This window comes from Indolivaga capnocytophagoides DSM 22835 (assembly GCF_000426485.1).
GTDB classification, from domain to species: domain Bacteria; phylum Bacteroidota; class Bacteroidia; order Bacteroidales; family Dysgonomonadaceae; genus Dysgonomonas_A; species Dysgonomonas_A capnocytophagoides.
In genome coordinates, this window is record NZ_AUFL01000018.1 from 38,405 (window position 1) to 60,635 (window position 22,231).

Below are 22,231 nucleotides of genomic sequence, written 5' to 3' on the forward strand. Positions count from 1 at the left end.
ATAAATATCTTGCAGTTATAATAATCGGACATATGCAATACGCCCCTACGACTATCTTTTATGTTTAAATGATTATTGAAAGCTATTGACTGTAGACTAATAGCTGAAAAAAGCAGTAAAGTGCATCCGCTGCACTCTACTGCATAATGAAACCGGATATCGGACGAGGATATGCAAAAAGCAGATTCAGAACGACAACAAAACAACAAGACTGCCTTATATAAGCTGTCCTTCCGGCTTATAATTAAATTGGTATATATTAATTGATTAGCAGATGTGATAAAGAATAAACGGAGTAATAGTATAACGAATACCGAAACACAAAAAAATGCTCCGTCATTTTGACACAATAGAATTTTTTGTTTGATTATTACGCTAGATGCGTCTCTCTCTCTCTCTCTCTCTCTCTCTCTCTCTCTCTAATATTTCACACGACACAGCCAAACCTGAATAGTTAAAATTCAGCTCGGATTCAAAGTTTTTATGTGTGAAATTTTCAGACATCTTTCGATTGTTAAAAGATTGTTTTCAAAGGCAAATATAAGCATTGTTTTTAATATAGCAAACACATCCAAATGCAAGAGAAATTATGTTTACTACAAAACCCGAGTCTAAATTACCTTTGTAAATTTACGCTTGTTTTTTCTGTTTCCAAGGCTTCAAGACAGAGATTACAACCAGAAAAACGAGTGCACTTCCCTGACAGATTCCACCTATAAATATAGTCCGGATATTCTCTTCGGTCTGAGGTTTTCCAAAAGCTATATCTCTCGAGTGATCAATCATTGTCAGCGTATTATCCAGCAATGGACTAAAATAAAATGTACCGATAACAATAATAAGTATAGACAATATCCACTTGACCGTAATCCAACGATGCTTGAAAAAGCCCCAGTTTGAAAAAGCCCCATATACAATACCCGTAACTACCGTAAGTATCGCGCCGGGTATAACAAATACATCGTCAATAAACCGGGTAATATGAAAAACCATAAAAAGCTCGTCTCCCGAATTGGCTTTTATAAGGCATAACAGAGCCATTGCAGCAACACCCACAACCCACATCATAACGAATACCAGATGAAATACTTTAAGTATTTTAATCTGACCTGCGCTTAATTTTTTCATGACTTTTCTACATTTTCATATATAATATTGAGTGCATTCATCAGGTTTTGAACTTCTTTTTCACTAAAATTTTTCAGAGCTATGCCAGCTACTGCCTCTGCAATTTTAAAAGCCTCGGGCAACACTGATTTACCTTGTTCGGTAATGAATATACTATTCTTTTGCGAATGCACTTGCCTTCGTTCTATATATCCCTTCTTTTCTAGATTATCAATAGTCCGCTTTATGGCAGCTGCATCTTTAAAAAGCAGATTGGATATTTCCAACTGGCTCAGTCCGTCTCTATAATAAATACATCTTAATACCACAAACTGCGAATGCGGCAAATCGATATCAGCCTCCTGCAATTTATTATTCAATGTTTTACCTAATGCAACCGAAGTTCTATTCAGAAGAAATCCCAAAGAATATAGCTTGTCCATATATTAATCTTTTTCACAAAAATACAAAAAGATATTGACTAATCAATATTTAGGCATTTTTTTAAACAATCAAATAACATTATAAGCAAGATATCAGACCTTTTTATTAATGTATACTAATAAATTCACTCTCAAACTATGTAAACCTATTAATACAAGGCTATGCCATGTTTACCGGTATACTTGTTTACATTACAAAATCATTATACTTATTACTGAAAATCCAAACTCTTTTCATATATTTATATCTTTGAGACACAACTAAGAACAAGCATTGTTATGAAACAGGTACTCTTTGTTATTATATATTCGTTGCTTTGCCTGACAACAGCCAAAGCCCAGATAAAACATGAAGGTGATTCTATCAGCACCTCTGTCTACTTCACTTATAAGGACATACCTCAGCGCGACTCTCTGGCTCAAACCTTGGGTATAGATAAAAGTATATATGACTATTCGGAACAAAAGCTGATAACTTATATCCCTATAGTTTCGGAGTTCCCCATGTACAAAGATGGAGAAGAAGATAAATTCAGTTTCCTCTTCAATGATCCACATTACTCGGCTACAGAAAAGAAAAAAGTTGCGGCTATTATATTACAAGGTACGGATACAGAAGCTAAACTTATCAATGAAATACGATTTATCACTTTAGATAAACAATATACACCTATCCCTGCCGGCAATTTCAGACCTATATTTCCCGGAGGTTACCATGCTATGATTCAGTATCTGAATGATCATTTTCCGGCTTCAATCATTGATAAAAACAAGGATATCCTGACAAGCCACCCCTACCTCATCGTTTGCTTTATTGTCGAAAAAAACGGAACTTTAGGGTATATAAAGATAATAGACAGCTGCAATAATGATTTAGACCGCAAAGCATACGCATTAATCAAGAATATGCCGAAATGGATAGCAAACCCGCAAAGTGGATCCAAGCCCATATTCATAGCAATGCAACTGATATTTAATAAGGAACGTTTTAGGTAGCGAGAACAGAGTCAAACTCGTTTAAACTATGGTGAGTCTCGCAAAACGACTAATACAACAATTGAACTATAAATATTTACAACACATATAACTATATGAATAACTCATTTAAAGAAGGAGTAGATAAATTTTGGAAAAGATTCATCAAAGAAGAATCGGCAATCCGTGAAATGATAGATAATAAAACAGAAGGGAAAATCATTGTTGATAAAATCAATGAAGCACTATCAGATGCTTTTAAGAACCCATACTTTGAGCTGGGTAAAAACGAAGAAGGAAAATACGAACTGATACTCACACCCGAAGGAGACAGAGCCGCTCTATTCCCATTAGAATATTGGAGACAAGCCGCCCCGGAAGCGTTAAAGAAAACTTGGAATTTCTACTCTTCAAAGCCTGGCAAACCTGACGGAAGTTTTAGCATGACAATGTACGATACGTCTATCGGCAAAGAAAACATCAGCATATATTACAGCATCAATACACAGAATCATAAAATAGATTTAGAAATATATTCTCCCGAGTTATTAGCTCTGGAAGAAAGCCAACGATACAATATGTTTTTCATATTCCTCGACCAGTTTATAGGGGAACTATACACAATGGAATATATCGGGTCGATTGACTTTATCGAAAAGCCACTCAACCAAACAGCTATTTACATTGGGGATCTAAAAGCTCTAATAGATAAGAATATCGAAGAAAACAAATGGTTTCCGGCTGATGGTACCTTAGAAAAATGGAGCAGTTACCAGATGCAGCCATCAGAATCCAAAGACTGGCAGCTACGTGAAGACATATTTATAGGATACACAGGCTGTATTCCTGTTTTAAATGCCTTCTATAACCAGACAGACGAATTGTTTAAACGATTTGAGCAAGACGGTATTATATACGGATTTTTGTTTTATAAAAGTGTAAATATACCTAAAGACGAGAGTGTAACCTTCAGAGGACAGATTGAAGATAAAATACTTACTATCGTAAAAGAAGAACAGGTAGCTGACCCAATAGGTGGAGGTACAGGCTTTTACTTTTCGTATATAGATTTTGTCATTTATGATAAAGAAGCCTTTATGAAAATTGCAAAAGACGTACTATCCGAATATGCTTATTTGGGAGAAATCGGGTTTTCGAATTTTATTTTCGGCGTAGAACCCGAATATTTATACAGATAAATAACTGTAAGTATTCAAGAACGTATTTCAAAACAATAAAAATCTGCGATCTTAATGGAAAACTGGGTAAATATTATATCATTCACATATCCACACGAAGCACATATGGCTAAGGGATTTCTCGAAGCATCGGATATTGAAGTCATTATTAAAGATGAACTTACCGTACAGGTGAATAATCTTTATTCGAATGCATTGGGAGGTGTCAAACTTATGGTGCAAACTGAAAAAGCGGAAGAAGCCTTATCATTACTCGAAGAAGCCGGATACATCATAAAAAACGCAGAAGAACAAAAGACTCCTATTGAATCTTTTTCTGCCGAATACAAAACTTTATGCCCATATTGCAAGAGTACAAACATCACAAAGAAAAAGATGGCCGGATATACTTTTGCTCTCAGTATACTTTTGTTAGGATTCCCCATTCCTTTTCTAAAAAGGACATACTATTGCTATGACTGTCAGAGAGAATGGAGAATCAAAAAGGAGCAGTAACGGCCTGTTTATTTCAACTTTTCTAAAATAGAGGCTGCTATAAATTCGGCAGCTCTACAATTCAGACCGCCACCCATTACAAGCATATCTGCCTGTTGGCGAGACGGTTCGATAAATTCTTCATGCATGGGACGGACAGTTTTATAATATCTGTCAATAACTTCTAAAGCTGTGCGTCCTCTTGACTCCATGTCCCGCTGAATAATACGAGTCAATCTCTGATCGGCAGGCACTTCAAGAAAAATCCTCATATCCAATTCAGAACAAATCATCTGCGACGTATAAATAAGAATTCCTTCAACCAGTAAAATTTTCTTGGGTGCTACAGGCACAGTCTCTTCCAAACGGGTACAAGTGAGATACGAATAAGTAGGACATGCCACAATTTCACCTGCTTTCAACTTTTGTATATCCTTGTGCATCAATTCCCATTCTATCGAATCGGGATGGTCATAATTCAATTTAAATCTTTCTTCCAGAGGAATGTGACTGTTGTCTCGATAATAAGCATCTTGAGGAAGAATAGCAATCTCTTCCCGGGGAATACGTGATAAAATAGCTTCTACAAGTGTTGTTTTTCCTGATCCGGAACCTCCGGCAATGCCTATTACATACATAAGTAAATGAAAATATTTAATGATCTATTTGGATTATACCCAGCTTTGGTTGTTTTTCCTACCAAAGTTATAAGTAGTCGGTCTGAGACCTTAACTATATTTTTCTGCAAAAGTATTCTATATATTCATAACGATGGAACAATTTACCGATAAAATTCAGGTAAATCATAATTTACCCTGTTCGATCTCTATTACAATGCGTTCTATCATCTGATCTTTACCGCCCGGATCATATTCGGTTTTGAGATTATTTCCAAACAATCCGGCAAATGTATTATAAACCGTAGCCTTGAAAGGGCCAACCAAAGATTTCACAATATCGTACGTAGAACTGTTAGTCTGTCTGTCGATTAATTTCACCAATATCTTTCCTTGATTTTTAGTCAGTTTCTTCATTTTAGGCTTATATTCAGCCATAATATACTTCTGGGCTTGCTCTAAGTGCTTCTGTTTTGTTTTTTTATCCGGAAGAGTCTCCATCATCTCATAAGTTTCTATGATATTCTGCGAAACCATATTCGCATAGGGCAATGCTTTCTTCACATCACGCACCAACTTTGTATATTCCATGCGTTCCTTATCATTTTTAAATCTCAAAGGACCGAATACAATCGTTTCTGGCAGATAAGCATTATATATTGTATCGCCTTTCTCGAAAGTGGCGGTATAATATATAACCTTTTTAGGCCCCTGCCCCCAGACAGCACAGATATTCAGGAGCAAGAATACGATTAGCAAATTAGTGCATTTCATACATCCGGATTAAAATAAGGTCTCAGACCCATCTATGGCTTTAGTAAGTAAATAAACCGAAGCCGGTTATAAACTAAAATATATCATTAGTACTTTCTGTTATTCAATACCTAAATGAGCTTAGAGAGCATTATTAGAAATAAATGAAACATTCAACGAAATAAACATATTAAATCTGAAAAACAAACAATTATTATAAATTTAAAATATCATTTTAAGTAAAATAAACAATCATATCCTTATTGAAGCCGTAATCCTTAATCGAACAGCGGGGAAAGACCTATCTTTGTATTCTGATTTTAGAGTTATCCCGATAAAGAACTACACTAAAGTTTTAAACGATGGCAATGATGCGCATGACGGAAGGTAATATTTCCAGACAATTGGTTACATATTCCATTCCTCTGATTTTAGGCAATTTATTTCAACTAACATACAACACTGTAGATTCCATTATAGTAGGGCGATTTATCGGAAAAGATGCCCTTGCCGCAGTAGGAACCACAGGTCCTATAGTTAACATTATTATTTTAGGAATATCCGGAATTTGTATAGGTGCATCCGTATTGATGAGTGAATTTTTCGGAGCGAAAAATTACAAAATGCTCAAAAAAGAAATGGCCACGACTTCGGTATTCGGGCTTTTATTTTCTTTAGCACTTTCCTTACTTGGTATAATCACAGCCCGTCCCCTACTCGCTCTGCTTAGTGTTCCGGATGAAATCATGAATATGTCAACCACTTATTTACAGATAACTTATCTGGGAGTTCCGTTTACGTATTTTTATAACTCGATTGCTGCAGCCCTGAAAAGTATAGGAGACTCAAAGACGCCTCTCAAGTTTCTCGCATTCGCGGCAATCCTCAATGCTGTCTTAGACATTATATTTATAGGTATATTCAAATTCGGAATCGTATGCTCCGCCACCACAACGGTTATTGCCGAAGCTGTGTCAGCTTTACTCTGCATATTCTACGTATATAAAAGAATACCTATATTGCAATTGCAAAGGCGAGAATTCAGAATAGATAAACCATTATTAAAAAAGACACTGAGTTATGGCAGCATCACAGCTTTACAACAATCGTGTCAGCCCATAGGCAAACTCCTTATCCAGGGAGCAGTAAATCCGCTCGGTGTAGATATGATAGCCACCTTCAATGCCGTCAACCGTATAGATGATTTTGCCTTTACCCCGCAACAAAGTATATCGCACGGGATAACAACATTTGCCGCTCAAAACAGAGGAGCCCAAAAGTACGATCGCATCTTAAACGGATTTAAGAACGGAATGATTCTAGAATTCGTTTACTGGTCTTTGATCTGTGTTTGCATCCTAATTCTGAAAGAACCTATCATGAACCTTTTTGTGACAGGTGACAACAGCTCCATCATCACACTGGGCACGGAGTATCTTGGACTGATGGCTTTTTTTTATCTGTTTCCGGCATTTACAAACGGAGTACAGGGATTCTTCAGAGGAATGGGCAACATGAGCCTCACATTAATAGGAACAGCCATACAAACCGGATTGAGAGTTATCTTCACCTACATATTATCACCATCGATGGGTATAAACGGAATAGCATATTCCTGTGCAATAGGCTGGAGCGCAATGTTGCTTTTTGCTATACCTTTTTATTGGAGATACCGAAAAAAACTAATAACTTTAGAATCGGAAATGCAAAATCCGGCATAAAGACCTTTATTCTGAGCGGAAAGCATCTAATAGTAGGTATTACACAAAAAATGGCTGTCTTGTAATACTATGATTGAATAAATCAACAGACAGGTCTTTAGACCTTAATATTATCATTGGCTTTTTTTTAATAATCGGATATGAGGGAATTAGGAAAAAAGTTTTTATCTTTGCGTCCATTCTGTTTTATTTAATAGAATATTAGTAGAAAAAGTGGGAAAATTTAGTCTCTATAACGTTCCATTACGGAATTTAACTGAGGGTATCCATCAATTGGAATACACTCTTGACAATCAGTATTTCAAACTGATTGGCGATGCTGATTCAGATAATGTAAGAAAAGGACAAGTTAAAGTAGAGGCTACGGTTAAGCGCGTGTCTTCTACATTCGAATTTAATTTTTCTCTCTCGGGAACAGTAACTGTTCCGTGTGACAGATGCCTTGATGATATGCTTATCGAGCTAGATTCGAAAAACAAGCTTATCGTTAAGTTCGGAAGAGAATATTCGGAAGAAAGTGATGAAGTTGTAGTCATTCCTGAAGAAGAAGGAGAAATCAATATTGCTTGGTTTCTTTACGAATTTGTCACACTGAGTATTCCGATGAAACGGGTACATGCCCCCGGAAAATGCAACAAGATAATGTCGTCTAAACTGAACAAGCATAAGGCGGTCAGTTCTGATGAAGATCAGGAAGAAGGAGAGTTTGACACACCCGACATCAGCATCGAAGAAGAAGAAGTTACAGATCCTCGCTGGGATGCCTTAAAAGGATTGGTTGAAGAAGAATAAAATCATAATAAATATAATAAGAGCCACAGACTCTTATATCATAAAATTGTAATTTAAATTAAAAATAATTAGATAAAATGGCACATCCTAAACATAGACAATCAAAGTCTAGATCAGCAAAAAGAAGAACTCATGACAAAGCTTTAACTCCGACTTTAGCTGTATGTCCTAACTGTGGAGCATGGCATGTATACCACACAGTATGTGGAGAATGCGGTCATTATAGAGGTAAATTAGCTATTGAAAAAGAAGTAGCTCTTTAATTGCCCAAACAATAAAAGCCCTACCTCAAATAGGGCATTTTTTTTATAAACAAACTTGAGTGAAATTATGATTCAAGCAGCGATAACCGGCGTTGGAGGATACGCTCCCGAGGATATTATTACAAATAAAGACCTCGAAAAATTCGTTGATACCAACGAAGAGTGGATTATGTCACGCGTCGGAATCAAAGAACGTCATATCCTGAAGGGTGAAGGCAAAGGTACTTCCGTTATGGCTACAGAAGCCGTAAAACAAGTTTTAACCAAAACTAATACAAAACCGGAAGATGTTGATGTGATTATATGCGCAACAACTACTCCCGACTATCCATTCCCTTCTACAGCAGCCTTAGTTGCCCATAATTGCGGTGTTAAAAACTCTATCGCATTTGATATACAAGCTGCCTGTTCCGGATTCATTTTCGGATTAGAGATCGGAACTAATTTTATCAAATCAGGAAAATATAAAAAAGTAATTGTCATAGGCGGCGATAAAATGACGTCAATCACCAATTACAAAGACAGAACCACTTGCCCTCTGTTCGGCGATGCGGCAGGAGCAGTAATGCTCGAGCCAACCGAAGAGAACTACGGTGTATTAGATACTATTTTACACACCGATGGATTCGGAACACCTCACCTGCATATGTATGGAGGAGGATCGGCTTATCCTGCGAGTATTGAAACGGTAGAAAAGGATATGCATTATGTATATCAGGAAGGTCAGGTTGTATTCAAGCATGCGGTTTCACGTATGGCTGATGTTTCTGCCGAAATCATGGAAAAAAATAACTTAACCAAAGACGATGTTAACTGGTTTGTTCCTCATCAGGCGAATTTGCGTATTATAGATGCAGCAGCCAATCGTATGGGACTTACCAAAGACAAAGTAATGGTTAATATCGAAAGATACGGAAATTCGAGTGCCGGCACCATCCCAATGTGTCTCAATGAATGGGAAAGTAAACTCAAAAAAGGAGACAATATCATCCTTGCTGCATTTGGTGCAGGTTTCACTTGGGGATCTGTTTACCTGAAATGGGCTTACGACGGAGATCAGAAATAAAGAGATACACATCTCTCCATATATTAAAACGCATCTTTAGAAGGTGCGTTTTTTTATTAGATACAAGATATTATCTATCGATAGTTAAGAAACTAACGGCTGTATGTTTCTTAACTTGTTAACCATATGATATCAAGTCATACTTTTTATTTATATATTTGTATACAAATGACTTTAGGTTTGTAATAATCTAGAGACTCCAGAATAAAAATATTATTTAATGCATAAATCAGGTTTTGTAAATATTGTAGGAAATCCTAACGTAGGAAAATCCACATTGACAAATGAATTAGTAGGACAAAAGATTTCGGTTATAACATCTAAGGCACAGACCACAAGACACCGAATTATGGGTATCGTAAATACCGATGAATATCAGATCGTATATTCGGATACTCCGGGAGTACTTCGTCCTAATTACAAATTACAGGAATCGATGCTGAATTTTTCAGAATCAGCTTTGGGGGATGCTGATGTTTTGCTATATGTTACGGATGTTATAGAGAAAACTGAAAAAAACGAAGAGTTCCTTCATAAGGTACAAAACATAGATGCTCCGGTTTTACTGCTTATTAATAAAATAGACCAGACAAACCAGAAAGACCTGATAACACTGATAGATGAATGGAAGAAGCTATTACCGAAAGCCGAAATTTATCCGATATCGGCATTAAATAAGTTCAATATTGACAATGTAAAACGCCGCATATTGGAACTGATACCCGAATCCCCCCCTTATTTCGAAAAAGATGCGATGACAGACCGTCCCGCCCGTTTTTTTGTAACCGAAATTATTCGAGGTCGAATCTTGTTATACTATCAGAAAGAAGTTCCTTATTCGGTTGAAGTAGTAGTTGAAGAATTCAAAGAAGAAAAAGATATCATAAATATCCGTGCCCTGATTATTGTAGAAAGAGATTCTCAAAAGGGAATAATAATCGGAAATAAAGGTCTTGCCCTGAAAAAAGTAGGAGCAATGGCGAGAAAAGACATCGAAAAATTCTTCGACAAGCAAGTATTTTTACAAATGTATGTTAAGGTGGAAAAGGACTGGCGAAACCGGGACAATATTCTCCGAAACTTCGGTTATCGACTCGATTAAGGTCTCCTACCGTCAATACGTGCTGTTATTATTCAAGAGAACAACAAATCCGCAAATATAATGAAACACTTCAGAACGACATTAATTCTTGTGCTTATGATCTGCTCTTCGTATATATACGGACAGCAAGATACATCCGAAAAATTAATCAATCAGGGTGTATGGTTTTTGTCCTCAACAGAGATAACAGAGATAGCAGACAACGAGCAGATTTCCCTTATCGAATTTTTCAAAAAAGACGATGTATCTAGCATCTTTTTCGATCAGGACAAAGTATATACCGTATATACCAAGATGGGAAATGATGTTATGGAAGATAACTGGAAGATAGTAGACGACACCCATTTTGTAATGGTCGGTCCTGACGACGGATCAGCTCAGCTGATGGAAATACTCGAACTTAACTCCGACAAACTGACATTACAGAGCTGTAATGACATTGATGGAGGAATTACATGTACAAAATTCACATACATGTCGAGTAAAGATAAGTGGTTGCCAGATAACGAAATTGACAAACTTAACTCCGAGTCTGTTCAGAAAGCACAAGCAGAACAGAACGAATAGCCAAGAACAAGAAATTATTATTATCTTTTAGTTTATAACCGGCTTTGGTCTATTTACTTACTAAAGTCACAAACGGGTCTGAGACCTTACATATTGTATTTATGAAGAAATTTTTATTCTTACTTAGTTTAACCTTGTGTACCTATTACAGCAATGCACAAGACAACCCAAGCAATCTAAAAATGGATGCAAAAAACCCCTTTTTCGAGAAGTTCAAAACACCAAAGGGAACTCCTCCCTTCGATCTTATCAAAAAAGAAAACTACAAACCAGCGTTTGTTAAAGGTATAGCCGAACAGGCTAAAGAGATAAATACTATTGTCAATAATAAATCGGCTGCAACTTTCGACAATACTGTATTGGCTTTAGATGAAAGCGGCGAAATACTAGACCGTGTATCTTCTGTATTCGGGGCTATACGGGGAGCAGACAGCGATGACGATATTCAAAAAATAGCGGAAGAGATATCCCCTCTGTTATCGGAGCATAACGATAATATATACCTGAACGAAAAATTGTTCAAACGTATAAAAGCAGTTTATGATGACAGCCTCAGCTCGAACCGGACAACCGAACAGAAACGCCTTGTAGATAAATACTACAAAGCATTCATCCGCTCTGGTATTGCGCTGAATAATGCAGAAAAAGACCGCCTTAGAGCAATCAATAAAGAGCTAAGCCTGTTGTCTCTGTCATTTGGAAAAAACCTTCTTGCTGAAACAAATAACTACCAATTGGTAATAGATAACAAACAAGATCTGGCAGGTCTGCCCGATGATGTTATCCAAACAGCTGCTCAGACAGCAAAATCAAAAGGACTTGATGGGAAATGGGTATTCACCCTAAGTAAGCCAAGCTGGCTGCCTTTCCTTCAGTATGCAGATAACAGAGCTTTGAGAGAAAAATTATACAAAGCAATGTATAACCGTTGCAATAATAACAATCAGTACGACAACAAGCAGGTCATCAGCAACATCGTAAATCTACGTCTCGAAAAAGCAAACCTGTTAGGATATAAAAACCATGCAGATTATGTACTAGCCGAAACAATGGCTAAAACGCCCGAGAATGTTTTTGGTCTATTGAATAAATTGTGGGAATATGCTCTACCTCAAGCTAAAAAAGAGGCAGCAGACCTACAACAGATGATAGATCGTGACGGAGGTAACTTCAAACTCGAGTCATGGGACTGGTGGTACTATACAGAAAAACTACGTAAAGAAAAATATTCTTTAGATGAAGAGTCTATCCGCCCTTACTTTATGGTTGATAATGTAAGAGATGGGGCATTTTATGTAGCTAACAAATTATACGGGATCACATTTAAACCATTCAAAGATGTTTCGGTATATGAAAAAGATGTCCAGGTATTCGAAGTTCTTGATGCAGATGGATCGTACATCGGAGTATTATATCTGGACTATTTTCCTCGTCCCGGAAAGCGTAACGGTGCATGGATGAGTAGTTTTCAGAAACAAAGTATCAAGAACGGCGAATTTATTCACCCGATTATATACAACGTTGGAAATTTTGCGATGCCAACCGAAGATAAACCTTCGTTATTAACACTTGAACAGGTTACAACTCTATTCCACGAATTCGGGCACGGGCTCCACGGACTATTGTCTAATGTCAATTACAATGGTTTATCAGGTACAGCCGTTTCTCGTGACTTTGTTGAACTACCTTCGCAAATATTCGAACACTGGGCATTACACCCCGATGTCCTGAAAGTATATGCAAAACATTATCAGACCGGAGAAACTATTCCCGAATCCCTTGTTAAGAAAATGGAAGAAGCTGCAAACTTCAATCAGGGATTCGAAACAACCGAATTAGTGGCTGCAGCCATTTTGGATATGAAATGGCATATAATATCAGAAAAAGAAGAATTCGATGTTGATCAGTTCGAAAAAGACCGGATGAATGAAATAGGACTTATATCAGAGATTATCCCCAGATATAAAAGCACATATTTTGCGCACATATTCGATGGCGGATATTCTGCCGGATATTATAGTTATCTATGGTCGGAAGTGCTAGATGCTGATGCTTTTGAAGCCTTTGTTGAAAAAGGTGTTTTTGATCGCACTACAGGTCAATCTTTCAGAGACAATATATTATCGAAAGGCGGATCGGAAGACCCAATGATATTATATAAAAAATTTAGAGGTGCAGAACCAAACCCCATATATCTGTTAAAAAACAGAGGTTTTGTAAAATAAGAACTCAGACCGACTTATTGACCTTTCAATAAACCAGTCTACGAGTAAACAAGTAAACGTGTTAATATCCGTTTTTTTAGGAAAAAGCTGTCCCCTTTTACTTTTGGGACAGCTTTTTTGAATTTAAGGTCTCAGATCCGTTTGAGACTTTAGTAAGTGTAATAATAACAGGCAGCCATAAACTAAAAATATATCATAAAATGCGTTCTGTAACTTAAAACCATACAATAAAGCTGATGAGTGCTTTACAAACATGCTCTTTTTCTATAAATCTAGAAAAATATGCTATATAGATTATGATATATGATTTCGTAATATTATATTTGCAATAGATTAAATGTGAGACAGTAAGCGTTCTCGCCTCTTTAGAAGTTGTATCTCGGCACTAAAACACGCTACTTGACTATATTAGTAGAAAAAAAGAAGACCAACACTCGGACCTCAATATACCCGAATACAACAGATAGCGTCAGTGCTAAAGAGATTTTTTGAGAACTCTTTTTTATTCAATAATAAGAAATGAGAATAGGAGTAGACTTAGGAGCGACAAACATTCGTGCAGGAATAGTTGAAGCTGGTGTTATCTATAGAATGATAACGGAGCCTTTCCCACACGACAAGCCAGAGAAAGACACAATTAAATGCTTAATCGGAGCTATCAGGAAAATCATGAATTCCAATATCAAAGGTATTGGAATAGGAGTTCCCTCGATTGTCGATACCAGACACGGTATTGTATACAACGCAGTAAATATCCCTTCATGGAAAGAGGTACACCTCAAAGAAATACTCGAACACGAGTTTAGAGTACCCGTCATCGTGAATAACGACTGTAACTGCTTTACTTTCGGTGAACGGTATTATGGAGAAGCAACCATTTATCATAACATCGTTGGAGTAACTCTCGGCACAGGTCTTGGAGCAGGTATTATCATCAACAATATGCTGTATGAAGGGATGAATACCAGTGCCGGAGAAATAGGCAGCCTGCCATATCTCGACAGTGATTACGAAAACTATTGTGCCTCTAATTTTTTCGATAAGTACAAAACAACAGGGTATAATTTATATCTGAGAGCCAAAGATGGTGAGCAGGAAGCTCTTTCTGTATGGGGCATATTCGGATATCATGTCGGTAATCTTATAAAAGCAATATTATTAACGTATGACCCCGAAGCTATTGTCATAGGTGGAAGCATAGCCAAAGCCAGACACTATTTCGATAAAGCGATGTATAAACAATTAAGTACATTTTTATACCCTCACATGATTAAGAATGTAGAAATACTCTTTTCAAAAAAAGAAGATATCGGATTGCTGGGTGCTGCCGCCCTTATTCCGTAATTCTGATAAACAAATAAGGGCAGTTTTTTACTCCTGCCCGATTATGTAACTTAGCCCCGGTTTTAATCTACCGCGACTTTAAAAACAATTTTTCGAACCTTGGCTTTTTCACCGTACTGAATATTCGTCATATGAATATCGTCCGGGAAAAATATCGTAAACTGATACGGTCTTATGACATGATAATTTATAGTCGGCACTAAATAATGACCAACATCTTTTTTGTCGGTATAAGGATTTACAATTTCAGCTGCGGTCTGTATTTTGGCATATCCCTGCAATTCACATCCTTCAACTATAAACTGAAGATCGATATTCTTCTTATGCCCTTCGAGCCATTCTTTACCGGGTTCTCGTGTTGTATATTCTTCTACACTTACAGTTAACCCTTCGGATAAAGTCTGTTTGCCTGTGGGCAGGGATTTCAGGTCGTTCTCTTTCAGAAACTCAAAAGCCTTAGCCCATCTTTCGGGATGCTTCTTATAATGCTTCGCAAATGTTGAAATATCAATAGATGGATCCGGAGATGCTTGTAACCCCTCGAGCCACTTTCTCGAATTAAACCATTCAACATCTTTTTTCGATGCTTTATCTCCATTTTGCTGAGCCACAACCATTGGCATGCTAAATCCTATGAGAAACAGGCAAGCCAAAATAATACTTCTAAATTCTTTTTTCATTTTGATTAGAGTCTGGTATATTTCTTCGCAACAAATGTAAGATTTTCCGGCTAAGGTATCAGACCTTTTTATTAACTATTTCAGTAAATAGGTCGATGTATATTTTCAGGCTAGCTTACCTATTAACAGGTCTACTTGTTTACTTATATAACTCTTCGCCGTAAAATTTAAACAGACTCTAAACAATTCTGCTTTACAGCATTTCGGAAGAACAATTCTTTATGTATATTTGCATTCCGTAAATTGGGCTTAGAATAGCCATTCTTTAATATAAAGAACACGGAAAGCTGTAAAGTTCCACTAGATAAACTATACAGTTTTTGAATTGAAAGTTGTGAATTGAAAGGACTTCACTTTTTTCAAGATTTAATTGATTACAAAAGGTCTGGGACCTTAGAAAATTTAAGAATGAATAAAATACGAAATTTTTGCATCATTGCACATATCGACCATGGTAAAAGTACTCTGGCAGACCGTTTGCTGGAATACACAAAAACAGTGGAAGGAAAAGATCTGCAAGCACAAGTCCTTGATGACATGGACTTAGAACGTGAACGTGGTATTACGATAAAAAGTCATGCCATACAGATGCAATATCAGCACAATGGAGAAACCTATATTCTGAATTTGATAGATACCCCGGGACACGTTGACTTCTCATACGAAGTATCACGTTCCATCGCTGCATGCGAAGGGGCTTTACTTATTGTTGACGCTGCACAGGGAATTCAGGCTCAGACTATTTCCAACCTGTACATGGCTATCGATAATGATCTGGAGATTATCCCGATTCTTAATAAGATAGACCTGCCTAGTGCCATGCCCGACGAAGTAGAAGACCAGATTATAGAATTGCTCGGCTGTAAACGAGAAGAAATAATACGGGCAAGCGGAAAAACAGGTCAAGGTGTTTTTGATATATTAGGTGCGATTGTAGATCGTGTACCTGCTCCAAAAGGAGATCCTGAGGCTCCGCTGCAAGCGTTGATCTTCGACTCTGTTTTTAATTCATTCCGTGGAATTATAGCCTATTTTAAAATTGTAAACGGAAGTATCCGCAAAGGAGACCTCGTTAAGTTTTTTGCAACAGGCAAAGAATATGATGCGGATGAAATAGGCATCCTGAAACTAACCATGTCGCCACGAGACGAAGTAACCTGTGGAGATGTAGGCTATATCATTTCAGGTATAAAGACTTCTAAAGAGGTAAAAGTGGGCGATACCATCACCCACGTAAAACGCCCTTGTGAAAAAGCTATTGATGGATTCGAGGAAGTCAAACCCATGGTATTTGCCGGAGTATACCCGATAGAAAGTGAAGACTTTGAAGACCTTCGGGCATCTTTGGAAAAACTTCAATTGAATGATGCATCTCTGACATTCCAGCCAGAATCGTCGGTTGCTCTTGGGTTCGGCTTCCGCTGTGGTTTCTTAGGATTACTGCATATGGAAATTATACAGGAACGACTTGACCGAGAGTTCAATATGGATGTAATCACCACAGTACCCAACGTATCCTATCTGGTATATGATAAAAAGGGTAACATGAAAGAGGTACACAATCCGTCAGGACTTCCCGACCCTACTCTTATCGACTATATTGAAGAACCATATATACGGGCATCGGTCATTACCAATACAACTTACATAGGGCCGATAATGACTCTTTGCCTCGGAAAACGAGGTATTCTTCTGAAGCAAGAATACATATCGGGCGACCGTGTAGAAATCACTTACGATATCCCGCTGGGTGAAATCGTGATTGACTTCTATGATAAGCTCAAAAGTATATCGAAAGGATATGCTTCTTTCGATTATCATATGCACGATTATCGTGAAGCTAGGCTCGTTAAAATGGATATCCTGTTGAACGGAGAACCGGTGGATGCCTTGTCGACACTTACCCATATAGATAATGCTGTAAACTTCGGTCGGCGTATGTGTGAGAAGTTAAAAGAACTTATCCCTCGTCAACAGTTCGATATTGCAATACAAGCAGCTATCGGAGCAAAAATCATTGCCCGTGAAACAATTAAAGCTGTACGTAAAGACGTTACTGCAAAATGTTACGGAGGTGATATCTCGCGTAAACGGAAACTGCTCGAAAAACAAAAAGAGGGTAAAAAACGAATGAAGCAGGTCGGAAATGTTGAAGTTCCTCAAAAAGCATTCTTAGCTGTACTGAAACTAGACTAAGGGGGGGATACTCCAATAACTATGCAAAAAAGGCTGCCGGACGGCTATTAAGCCCTTTTTAGGGCTATCTAGTTTTTTATCTATACTAAAAGTTCAGATCATAAGAAAAGGATACAATTGACAAAACAGGCCTAAGATATAAATAGAGGAGGCACATAATGAATACTCTTAAGGAAATTAGCGTAAAAGATTTAAAATTCACCCCATTCGACCTTAAAAACGAATGGATGTTGGTTACAGCCGAGAAAGACGGCAAAGTGAATACTTTAACTGCCAGTTGGGGCGGATTGGGTATCATGTGGAACAAAGAAGTTGCTTTTGTTGTTATACGTCCCCAACGTTATACGAAAGAATTTATCGACGGAACAGGTTCTTTTTCTCTGACTTTTTTCGATAAATCATTCAAGAAAAAGCTCTCTTATCTGGGAAATACATCAGGTCGGGACGAAGATAAAATAGCTAAAGCCGAATTAACGATCGTACATGATAATGGTATACCCTATTTTGAGGAAGCGCACACAAGTATTTTTGTCAAAAAATTATTTGTGCAACCTATTACAGAAGACTCTTTCCTTGACAAAGGAATAATCGGGCATTGGTATCCTGCAAAAGATTTTCACTATCTGTATATTGCAGAGATAACCAAAGTTCTGGAAAAAAGCATTTAATAAAATATTATACAACAAACAGGTCTATGACCTTATTTTATTCATTTTAAAAAGAGGAGGCTATTTGCAATAATGAGAAAATGGCGTATTGAAGATTCGGAAGAATTATACAACATCACTAGTTGGGGTGTTAATTATTTTTCAATCAATGACAAAGGTAATGTCATCGTTACCCCACGTAAAGATGGTGTAGCAGTTGATCTTAAAGAATTAATAGACGAGTTGCAGTTAAGAGACGTGGCAGCCCCTGTATTAGTTCGTTTTCCGGATATTTTGGATAATCGTATCGAAAAGATTTCGACGTGCTTTCAGAAAGCATCGAAAGAATACGGTTATCAGGCTCAAAACCATATAATTTACCCCATCAAGGTAAATCAGATGCGCCCCGTCGTGGAAGAATTGGTCAGTCACGGCAAAAAATTCAATATCGGACTCGAAGCAGGTTCTAAACCTGAACTTCATGCTGTTATTGCAATTAATACCGACCCCGATTCGCTTATCATCTGCAATGGCTACAAAGATGAAAGCTATATCGAGCTGGCTTTGCTTGCACAGAAAATGGGCAAACGTATTTTCATCGTTGTAGAAAAACTTAACGAGTTATCTCTGATTACTAAAATAGCTAAACGCCTGAAAATTGCTCCTAACATTGGTATACGTATCAAACTGGCAAGCAGTGGTAGCGGTAAATGGGAAGAATCAGGAGGAGACGGCAGTAAGTTCGGATTAAATTCCAGTGAACTGTTAGAAGCTCTGGCTTTTCTCGAAAAAAACAATATGCAGTCGGCTTTACGTCTGATTCACTTCCATATAGGTAGTCAAATAACAAAAATACGCCGTATTAAAACAGCTCTACGGGAAGCTTCTCAGTTTTATGTACAATTACACTCGTTAGGCTTTAATGTTGAATTCGTTGACATTGGCGGAGGATTGGGTATAGATTATGACGGAACTCGTTCTTCTCATAGCGAAAGCAGCGTAAACTACAGTATACAGGAGTATGTAAATGACTCTATATCGACCATTGTAGATGCAGCCGATAAAAATAATCTGCCTCATCCTAATATTATCACAGAATCAGGACGATCGCTAACAGCACATCATTCTATTCTTGTTTTTGAAGTATTGGAAACCGCAGGCTTACCGGAATGGGACGAGAGCCAAGAGGTAACGGAAGAAGACCACGAATTGGTACGTGAATTGTATCAGATATGGGACGATCTCAACCAGAGGAGTATGCTCGAAGCATGGCACGACTCACAACAGATAAGAGAAGAAGCCTTAGATTTGTTCAGCTTAGGAATGGTAAATCTGAAAACCCGTGCACAAGTAGAGCGACTATACTTCTCTATCGCACGCGAGGTTTGCTTTATGGCAGGACGGATGAAACACGCTCCGGAAGAACTGAAACAATTGTCAAAGCTTTTACCTGATAAGTACTTCTGTAATTTTTCGCTATTTCAGTCTTTGCCTGACTCTTGGGCTATTGACCAGATATTTCCGATTATACCGATACATCGTCTGGGTGAAAAGCCAGATAAGATGGCTACATTACAAGATGTAACATGCGACTCGGATGGAAAGATAGATAATTTTATCCCTACAGGAAATCAATCAGACTATTTGCCGGTACATGCTGTAAAGAAAAATGAACCTTATTATTTGGGTGTTTTCTTAGTAGGAGCTTATCAGGAGATTTTAGGCGATTTACACAACTTATTCGGAGATACCAATGCTGTCCACGTATCAGTTGACGAATCGGGCTATAAAATAGAGCAAATGATAGATGGAGAAACTGTAGCCGAAGTATTGGATTATGCTCAGTATAATGCCAAGAAACTGGTTCGTACTGTCGAAACTTGGGTTACCAGCTGTGTGAAACAAGGTTCTATTACTGTTGAAGAAGGTAAAGAATTTTTATCCAACTACCGTTCAGGCTTGTATGGATATACTTATCTGGAATAAAATACACTATAAAAAAAGGAAAGTTGTAATAAACTTTCCTTTTTTCATTCTTCTACCTCTATCTCTAAACCATCATACGCTATAGATACTCCTGTGGGCATTTTTTTCTCCATATCGGCATGCAATCCAAAATGATGGCTCATATGGATAAAATAAGTCTGTCTTGCCCCTATCTGCTCTGCTAAAACTAATGCCTGAGCCACATTCTGATGAGATAAGTGTTCTTCGATCCGCAAGGCATTAATGATTAAAACATCCAGATCTTTCAATTTAGAGAGCTCTTCATCAGGTAATGTTTTCAGATCTGTAAGATAAGCCATGCGACCGATCCTATATCCGAAAATAGGCAATTTGGAATGCATCACCCGGATAGGAGTAATCTCAATATTTCCCAGAAAGAAGGGCTTGTTCTGAATTCTATTCAATATAAGACTGGGAATACCCGGATATTTAAACTCCGTAAAACAATAGGGAATCCGCCTCATTATGGCATCTGCAACGTAATCTTCCGCATAAATTTCGATATCCCCAAAACGGCAAAAAGGACGAAGATCATCTATTCCTCCAACATGGTCATAATGCTCGTGGGTAAGCAAGACACCCTCTATCGGCTCGTAAGCCGTTTGCAACATCTGGTATCTGAAATCGGGACCGCAATCAATAAGAATATTCTTCCCATGTGTACGCACTATAGCTGATGCACGTAGCCGCTGATCCCGTTTATCCCTTGACATACAAACCTGACACCGACATCCAACTTCGGGGACTCCTGTTGAAGTGCCTGTTCCTAAAAATCGAATCTGCATAATATTAATTTCAAAACAAAATGGCTACCTCGTATTTCAGAAATAGCCATTCGTTTATTCATATATAAGCTCTTAGTATTGTCTTTGAAGAATCCAAAGGTCTTCAAATGGTATACCGTAAGTTTTTCTCAAAAAATCACTTGACCCTTTGGCTAGATATTTTTCACGAATCGCATTACGACTATTTACAGCAGACGCTTTATCGTCATAGCTGGCAATAATCACACGATACATGCCTTGTTCATTCTGAGCCAGGATTATATTATATCCTTCCTGCTCCATTCTGGCTTTCAATGCATCCGCATTTGGCTTAACACTAAGAGATGCTATTACAACACTGTAAGCTCTCAAACCTGCTGCATCAGAATCGTAAACAGGTGTAATCTTTTCTGTTCTAACCGCTTCATTTGCCGCATCCGAATTATATGCTGGATATGCTGGTTTAGAAGGCTGAGCAGCAGCAGAGTTGCTGGCAGCTTTATTTTCATCCAATTCTCTTTCTTTAGCTGACTCGTATATAGATTTATAAGCACTTTGTTTTGGCTTACAAGAACCGAAAGCAACCAACAAAGACAGCATCAAACCGAATCCTAGTAGTTTATTCATAATTTCACTGTTAATAGTTATTATACAAAGATAATGATTTAGTTTAATTGAAATAACAGACGAATCCTAAAAATAGTTTAAACCTATTCTACTAATATTTATTAAACAGCAATAAGTATTTAATACCATATTTTAAAAGACAACTAACTTTTGCTGCTATGCTTAGATGGAAAACAAATAGGTCTGAGACCTTAAAATAACCAATAAAAGATAAATTTTGATACCTTTTTCAGTCTCAATATTTTCCCAGATAATAGATATTTCCCTGATGTTCGAGTTCCAATACCGAAGCACTATGCTTCCGCACAGTAAATGTACGGGTAAGTCCTTCCCAATCGAGAGACTCTTCATCATCTTTAGGCTCAAATGAGTCACGGCTTATTTCTATGTCCAGTTTATTGCCCGACTGCGAATAATTACCATAACAAGAAAACGTCTGAGTTTCCGTTTTTAGCTTTAGATATCTGAAAACATTCTTCTTGAAAGAATAGAAAATCGTATCCACGTCAGTACGTCTTCCATCCGGAGTTTCGATCTGACGCAATCTCCATTGTCCTTCTATTCCACTTTCCTTATAGTCATCGCCACAAGAAGAAACGGTAAAAAGAAATGACAATAAAAGAACAAACACCCCTAATACTTTCAATATTTTCATTCTCAGA

The 22,231-nt window shown here is 37.5% G+C and carries 22 protein-coding genes; 14 read left to right on the top strand and 8 right to left on the bottom strand.

The annotated features are described in order from the left end of the window. Positions 1-630: 630 nt before the first annotated feature. The gene (locus K322_RS0110670; RefSeq protein WP_026626884.1) at positions 631-1,128 is read right to left on the bottom strand and encodes a DUF2269 family protein; all 498 of its coding nucleotides are present in this window, start codon (positions 1,126-1,128) and stop codon (positions 631-633) included. Next, positions 1,125-1,550, bottom strand: a complete 426-nt coding sequence (locus K322_RS0110675) for a MarR family winged helix-turn-helix transcriptional regulator (RefSeq protein ID WP_026626885.1) — start codon at positions 1,548-1,550, stop codon at positions 1,125-1,127. Before K322_RS0110675 ends, K322_RS0110670 begins: the two co-directional genes overlap by 4 nt. Positions 1,551-1,829: 279 nt before the next feature. Between K322_RS0110675 and K322_RS20315 the strand changes: the two genes are divergently transcribed. The 3 genes from K322_RS20315 to K322_RS0110690 all read left to right on the top strand — a co-directional run bounded on the left by K322_RS20315 (position 1,830) and on the right by K322_RS0110690 (position 4,219). Continuing rightward, positions 1,830-2,546 carry a hypothetical protein gene (locus K322_RS20315; protein ID WP_051290757.1) on the top strand — a complete coding sequence of 239 codons (717 nt, stop codon included), beginning with the start codon at positions 1,830-1,832 and terminating at the stop codon, positions 2,544-2,546. A gap of 95 nt (positions 2,547-2,641) precedes the next feature. Then, positions 2,642-3,724 carry a hypothetical protein gene (locus tag K322_RS0110685; protein WP_026626886.1) on the top strand — a complete coding sequence of 361 codons (1,083 nt, stop codon included), beginning with the start codon at positions 2,642-2,644 and terminating at the stop codon, positions 3,722-3,724. A 54-nt stretch (positions 3,725-3,778) separates the two neighbouring features. Further along, the gene (locus K322_RS0110690; protein WP_035331899.1) at positions 3,779-4,219 is read left to right on the top strand and encodes a putative signal transducing protein; all 441 of its coding nucleotides are present in this window, start codon (positions 3,779-3,781) and stop codon (positions 4,217-4,219) included. A gap of 8 nt (positions 4,220-4,227) precedes the next feature. On the opposite strand, the gene udk is transcribed toward K322_RS0110690, so the two are convergent. Both udk and K322_RS0110700 read right to left on the bottom strand, forming a co-directional pair. After that, entirely contained in the window at positions 4,228-4,836 is a 609-nt protein-coding gene (gene udk, locus K322_RS0110695; RefSeq protein WP_026626888.1) for a uridine kinase, read from the bottom strand. Positions 4,837-5,001: 165 nt separating this feature from the next. Then, the gene (locus K322_RS0110700; protein ID WP_084158563.1) at positions 5,002-5,589 is read right to left on the bottom strand and encodes a DUF4294 domain-containing protein; all 588 of its coding nucleotides are present in this window, start codon (positions 5,587-5,589) and stop codon (positions 5,002-5,004) included. Positions 5,590-5,930: 341 nt separating this feature from the next. On the opposite strand from K322_RS0110700, the gene K322_RS19190 reads away from it, so the two are divergent. From K322_RS19190 to K322_RS0110735, 8 genes are all read left to right on the top strand, one after another. After that, positions 5,931-7,289 carry an MATE family efflux transporter gene (locus tag K322_RS19190; RefSeq protein ID WP_035331901.1) on the top strand — a complete coding sequence of 453 codons (1,359 nt, stop codon included), beginning with the start codon at positions 5,931-5,933 and terminating at the stop codon, positions 7,287-7,289. A gap of 213 nt (positions 7,290-7,502) precedes the next feature. Beyond that, entirely contained in the window at positions 7,503-8,081 is a 579-nt protein-coding gene (locus K322_RS0110710) for a YceD family protein (protein ID WP_026626890.1), read from the top strand. Between the two features lie 77 nt (positions 8,082-8,158). Continuing rightward, positions 8,159-8,344 carry a 50S ribosomal protein L32 gene (gene rpmF, locus K322_RS19195; protein ID WP_035331904.1) on the top strand — a complete coding sequence of 62 codons (186 nt, stop codon included), beginning with the start codon at positions 8,159-8,161 and terminating at the stop codon, positions 8,342-8,344. Between the two features lie 67 nt (positions 8,345-8,411). Continuing rightward, positions 8,412-9,410 (top strand): beta-ketoacyl-ACP synthase III, encoded by a 999-nt coding sequence (locus K322_RS0110715; protein ID WP_026626891.1) that lies wholly within the window; start codon positions 8,412-8,414, stop codon positions 9,408-9,410. 220 nt (positions 9,411-9,630) lie between these two features. Further along, the gene (era, locus tag K322_RS0110720) at positions 9,631-10,512 is read left to right on the top strand and encodes a GTPase Era (RefSeq protein ID WP_026626892.1); all 882 of its coding nucleotides are present in this window, start codon (positions 9,631-9,633) and stop codon (positions 10,510-10,512) included. A 60-nt stretch (positions 10,513-10,572) separates the two neighbouring features. Continuing rightward, entirely contained in the window at positions 10,573-11,079 is a 507-nt protein-coding gene (locus K322_RS0110725; protein ID WP_026626893.1) for a hypothetical protein, read from the top strand. A 101-nt stretch (positions 11,080-11,180) separates the two neighbouring features. Then, positions 11,181-13,304 carry a M3 family metallopeptidase gene (locus tag K322_RS0110730; protein WP_026626894.1) on the top strand — a complete coding sequence of 708 codons (2,124 nt, stop codon included), beginning with the start codon at positions 11,181-11,183 and terminating at the stop codon, positions 13,302-13,304. A gap of 519 nt (positions 13,305-13,823) precedes the next feature. Next, positions 13,824-14,648 carry an ROK family protein gene (locus tag K322_RS0110735; protein ID WP_026626895.1) on the top strand — a complete coding sequence of 275 codons (825 nt, stop codon included), beginning with the start codon at positions 13,824-13,826 and terminating at the stop codon, positions 14,646-14,648. 62 nt (positions 14,649-14,710) lie between these two features. Here the strand turns inward: K322_RS0110735 and K322_RS0110740 are convergent, their stop codons facing one another. Beyond that, positions 14,711-15,328: a YhcH/YjgK/YiaL family protein gene (locus K322_RS0110740; protein WP_035331906.1), complete on the bottom strand. Its 618-nt coding sequence runs from the start codon at positions 15,326-15,328 to the stop codon at positions 14,711-14,713. Between the two features lie 408 nt (positions 15,329-15,736). Here K322_RS0110740 and lepA point away from each other — a divergent pair, with 408 nt between their 5' ends. From lepA to speA, 3 genes are all read left to right on the top strand, one after another. Then, positions 15,737-17,524 (top strand): translation elongation factor 4, encoded by a 1,788-nt coding sequence (gene lepA, locus K322_RS0110745; RefSeq protein WP_026626897.1) that lies wholly within the window; start codon positions 15,737-15,739, stop codon positions 17,522-17,524. A gap of 158 nt (positions 17,525-17,682) precedes the next feature. Beyond that, a complete protein-coding gene (locus tag K322_RS0110750) occupies positions 17,683-18,192 on the top strand; it encodes a flavin reductase (protein WP_026626898.1) in 510 nt (169 codons plus the stop codon). Between the two features lie 72 nt (positions 18,193-18,264). Then, the gene (speA, locus tag K322_RS0110755; protein WP_026626899.1) at positions 18,265-20,157 is read left to right on the top strand and encodes a biosynthetic arginine decarboxylase; all 1,893 of its coding nucleotides are present in this window, start codon (positions 18,265-18,267) and stop codon (positions 20,155-20,157) included. A gap of 44 nt (positions 20,158-20,201) precedes the next feature. Here speA and K322_RS0110760 read toward each other — a convergent pair whose 3' ends face one another. The 3 genes from K322_RS0110760 to K322_RS0110770 all read right to left on the bottom strand — a co-directional run bounded on the left by K322_RS0110760 (position 20,202) and on the right by K322_RS0110770 (position 22,224). Next, positions 20,202-20,963, bottom strand: a complete 762-nt coding sequence (locus K322_RS0110760) for an MBL fold metallo-hydrolase (protein ID WP_026626900.1) — start codon at positions 20,961-20,963, stop codon at positions 20,202-20,204. Between the two features lie 72 nt (positions 20,964-21,035). Then, positions 21,036-21,569: an SPOR domain-containing protein gene (locus tag K322_RS0110765; protein WP_026626901.1), complete on the bottom strand. Its 534-nt coding sequence runs from the start codon at positions 21,567-21,569 to the stop codon at positions 21,036-21,038. Between the two features lie 235 nt (positions 21,570-21,804). Continuing rightward, positions 21,805-22,224 carry a lipocalin-like domain-containing protein gene (locus K322_RS0110770; RefSeq protein ID WP_026626902.1) on the bottom strand — a complete coding sequence of 140 codons (420 nt, stop codon included), beginning with the start codon at positions 22,222-22,224 and terminating at the stop codon, positions 21,805-21,807. Between the last annotated feature and the right edge of the window lie 7 nt (positions 22,225-22,231).

Bases quoted from the DNA above. Each gene is read 5' to 3' on its own strand.
- K322_RS0110670 (WP_026626884.1), bottom strand. From the start codon at position 1,128: ATGAAAAAATTAAGCGCAGGTCAGATTAAAATACTTAAAGTATTTCAT.
- K322_RS0110675 (WP_026626885.1), bottom strand. From the start codon at position 1,550: ATGGACAAGCTATATTCTTTGGGATTTCTTCTGAATAGAACTTCGGTT.
- K322_RS20315 (WP_051290757.1), top strand. From the start codon at position 1,830: ATGAAACAGGTACTCTTTGTTATTATATATTCGTTGCTTTGCCTGACA.
- K322_RS0110685 (WP_026626886.1), top strand. From the start codon at position 2,642: ATGAATAACTCATTTAAAGAAGGAGTAGATAAATTTTGGAAAAGATTC.
- K322_RS0110690 (WP_035331899.1), top strand. From the start codon at position 3,779: ATGGAAAACTGGGTAAATATTATATCATTCACATATCCACACGAAGCA.
- udk (WP_026626888.1), bottom strand. From the start codon at position 4,836: ATGTATGTAATAGGCATTGCCGGAGGTTCCGGATCAGGAAAAACAACA.
- K322_RS0110700 (WP_084158563.1), bottom strand. From the start codon at position 5,589: ATGAAATGCACTAATTTGCTAATCGTATTCTTGCTCCTGAATATCTGT.
- K322_RS19190 (WP_035331901.1), top strand. From the start codon at position 5,931: ATGGCAATGATGCGCATGACGGAAGGTAATATTTCCAGACAATTGGTT.
- rpmF (WP_035331904.1), top strand. From the start codon at position 8,159: ATGGCACATCCTAAACATAGACAATCAAAGTCTAGATCAGCAAAAAGA.
- K322_RS0110715 (WP_026626891.1), top strand. From the start codon at position 8,412: ATGATTCAAGCAGCGATAACCGGCGTTGGAGGATACGCTCCCGAGGAT.
- era (WP_026626892.1), top strand. From the start codon at position 9,631: ATGCATAAATCAGGTTTTGTAAATATTGTAGGAAATCCTAACGTAGGA.
- K322_RS0110725 (WP_026626893.1), top strand. From the start codon at position 10,573: ATGAAACACTTCAGAACGACATTAATTCTTGTGCTTATGATCTGCTCT.
- K322_RS0110730 (WP_026626894.1), top strand. From the start codon at position 11,181: ATGAAGAAATTTTTATTCTTACTTAGTTTAACCTTGTGTACCTATTAC.
- K322_RS0110735 (WP_026626895.1), top strand. From the start codon at position 13,824: ATGAGAATAGGAGTAGACTTAGGAGCGACAAACATTCGTGCAGGAATA.
- K322_RS0110740 (WP_035331906.1), bottom strand. From the start codon at position 15,328: ATGAAAAAAGAATTTAGAAGTATTATTTTGGCTTGCCTGTTTCTCATA.
- lepA (WP_026626897.1), top strand. From the start codon at position 15,737: ATGAATAAAATACGAAATTTTTGCATCATTGCACATATCGACCATGGT.
- K322_RS0110750 (WP_026626898.1), top strand. From the start codon at position 17,683: ATGAATACTCTTAAGGAAATTAGCGTAAAAGATTTAAAATTCACCCCA.
- speA (WP_026626899.1), top strand. From the start codon at position 18,265: ATGAGAAAATGGCGTATTGAAGATTCGGAAGAATTATACAACATCACT.
- K322_RS0110760 (WP_026626900.1), bottom strand. From the start codon at position 20,963: ATGCAGATTCGATTTTTAGGAACAGGCACTTCAACAGGAGTCCCCGAA.
- K322_RS0110765 (WP_026626901.1), bottom strand. From the start codon at position 21,569: ATGAATAAACTACTAGGATTCGGTTTGATGCTGTCTTTGTTGGTTGCT.
- K322_RS0110770 (WP_026626902.1), bottom strand. From the start codon at position 22,224: ATGAAAATATTGAAAGTATTAGGGGTGTTTGTTCTTTTATTGTCATTT.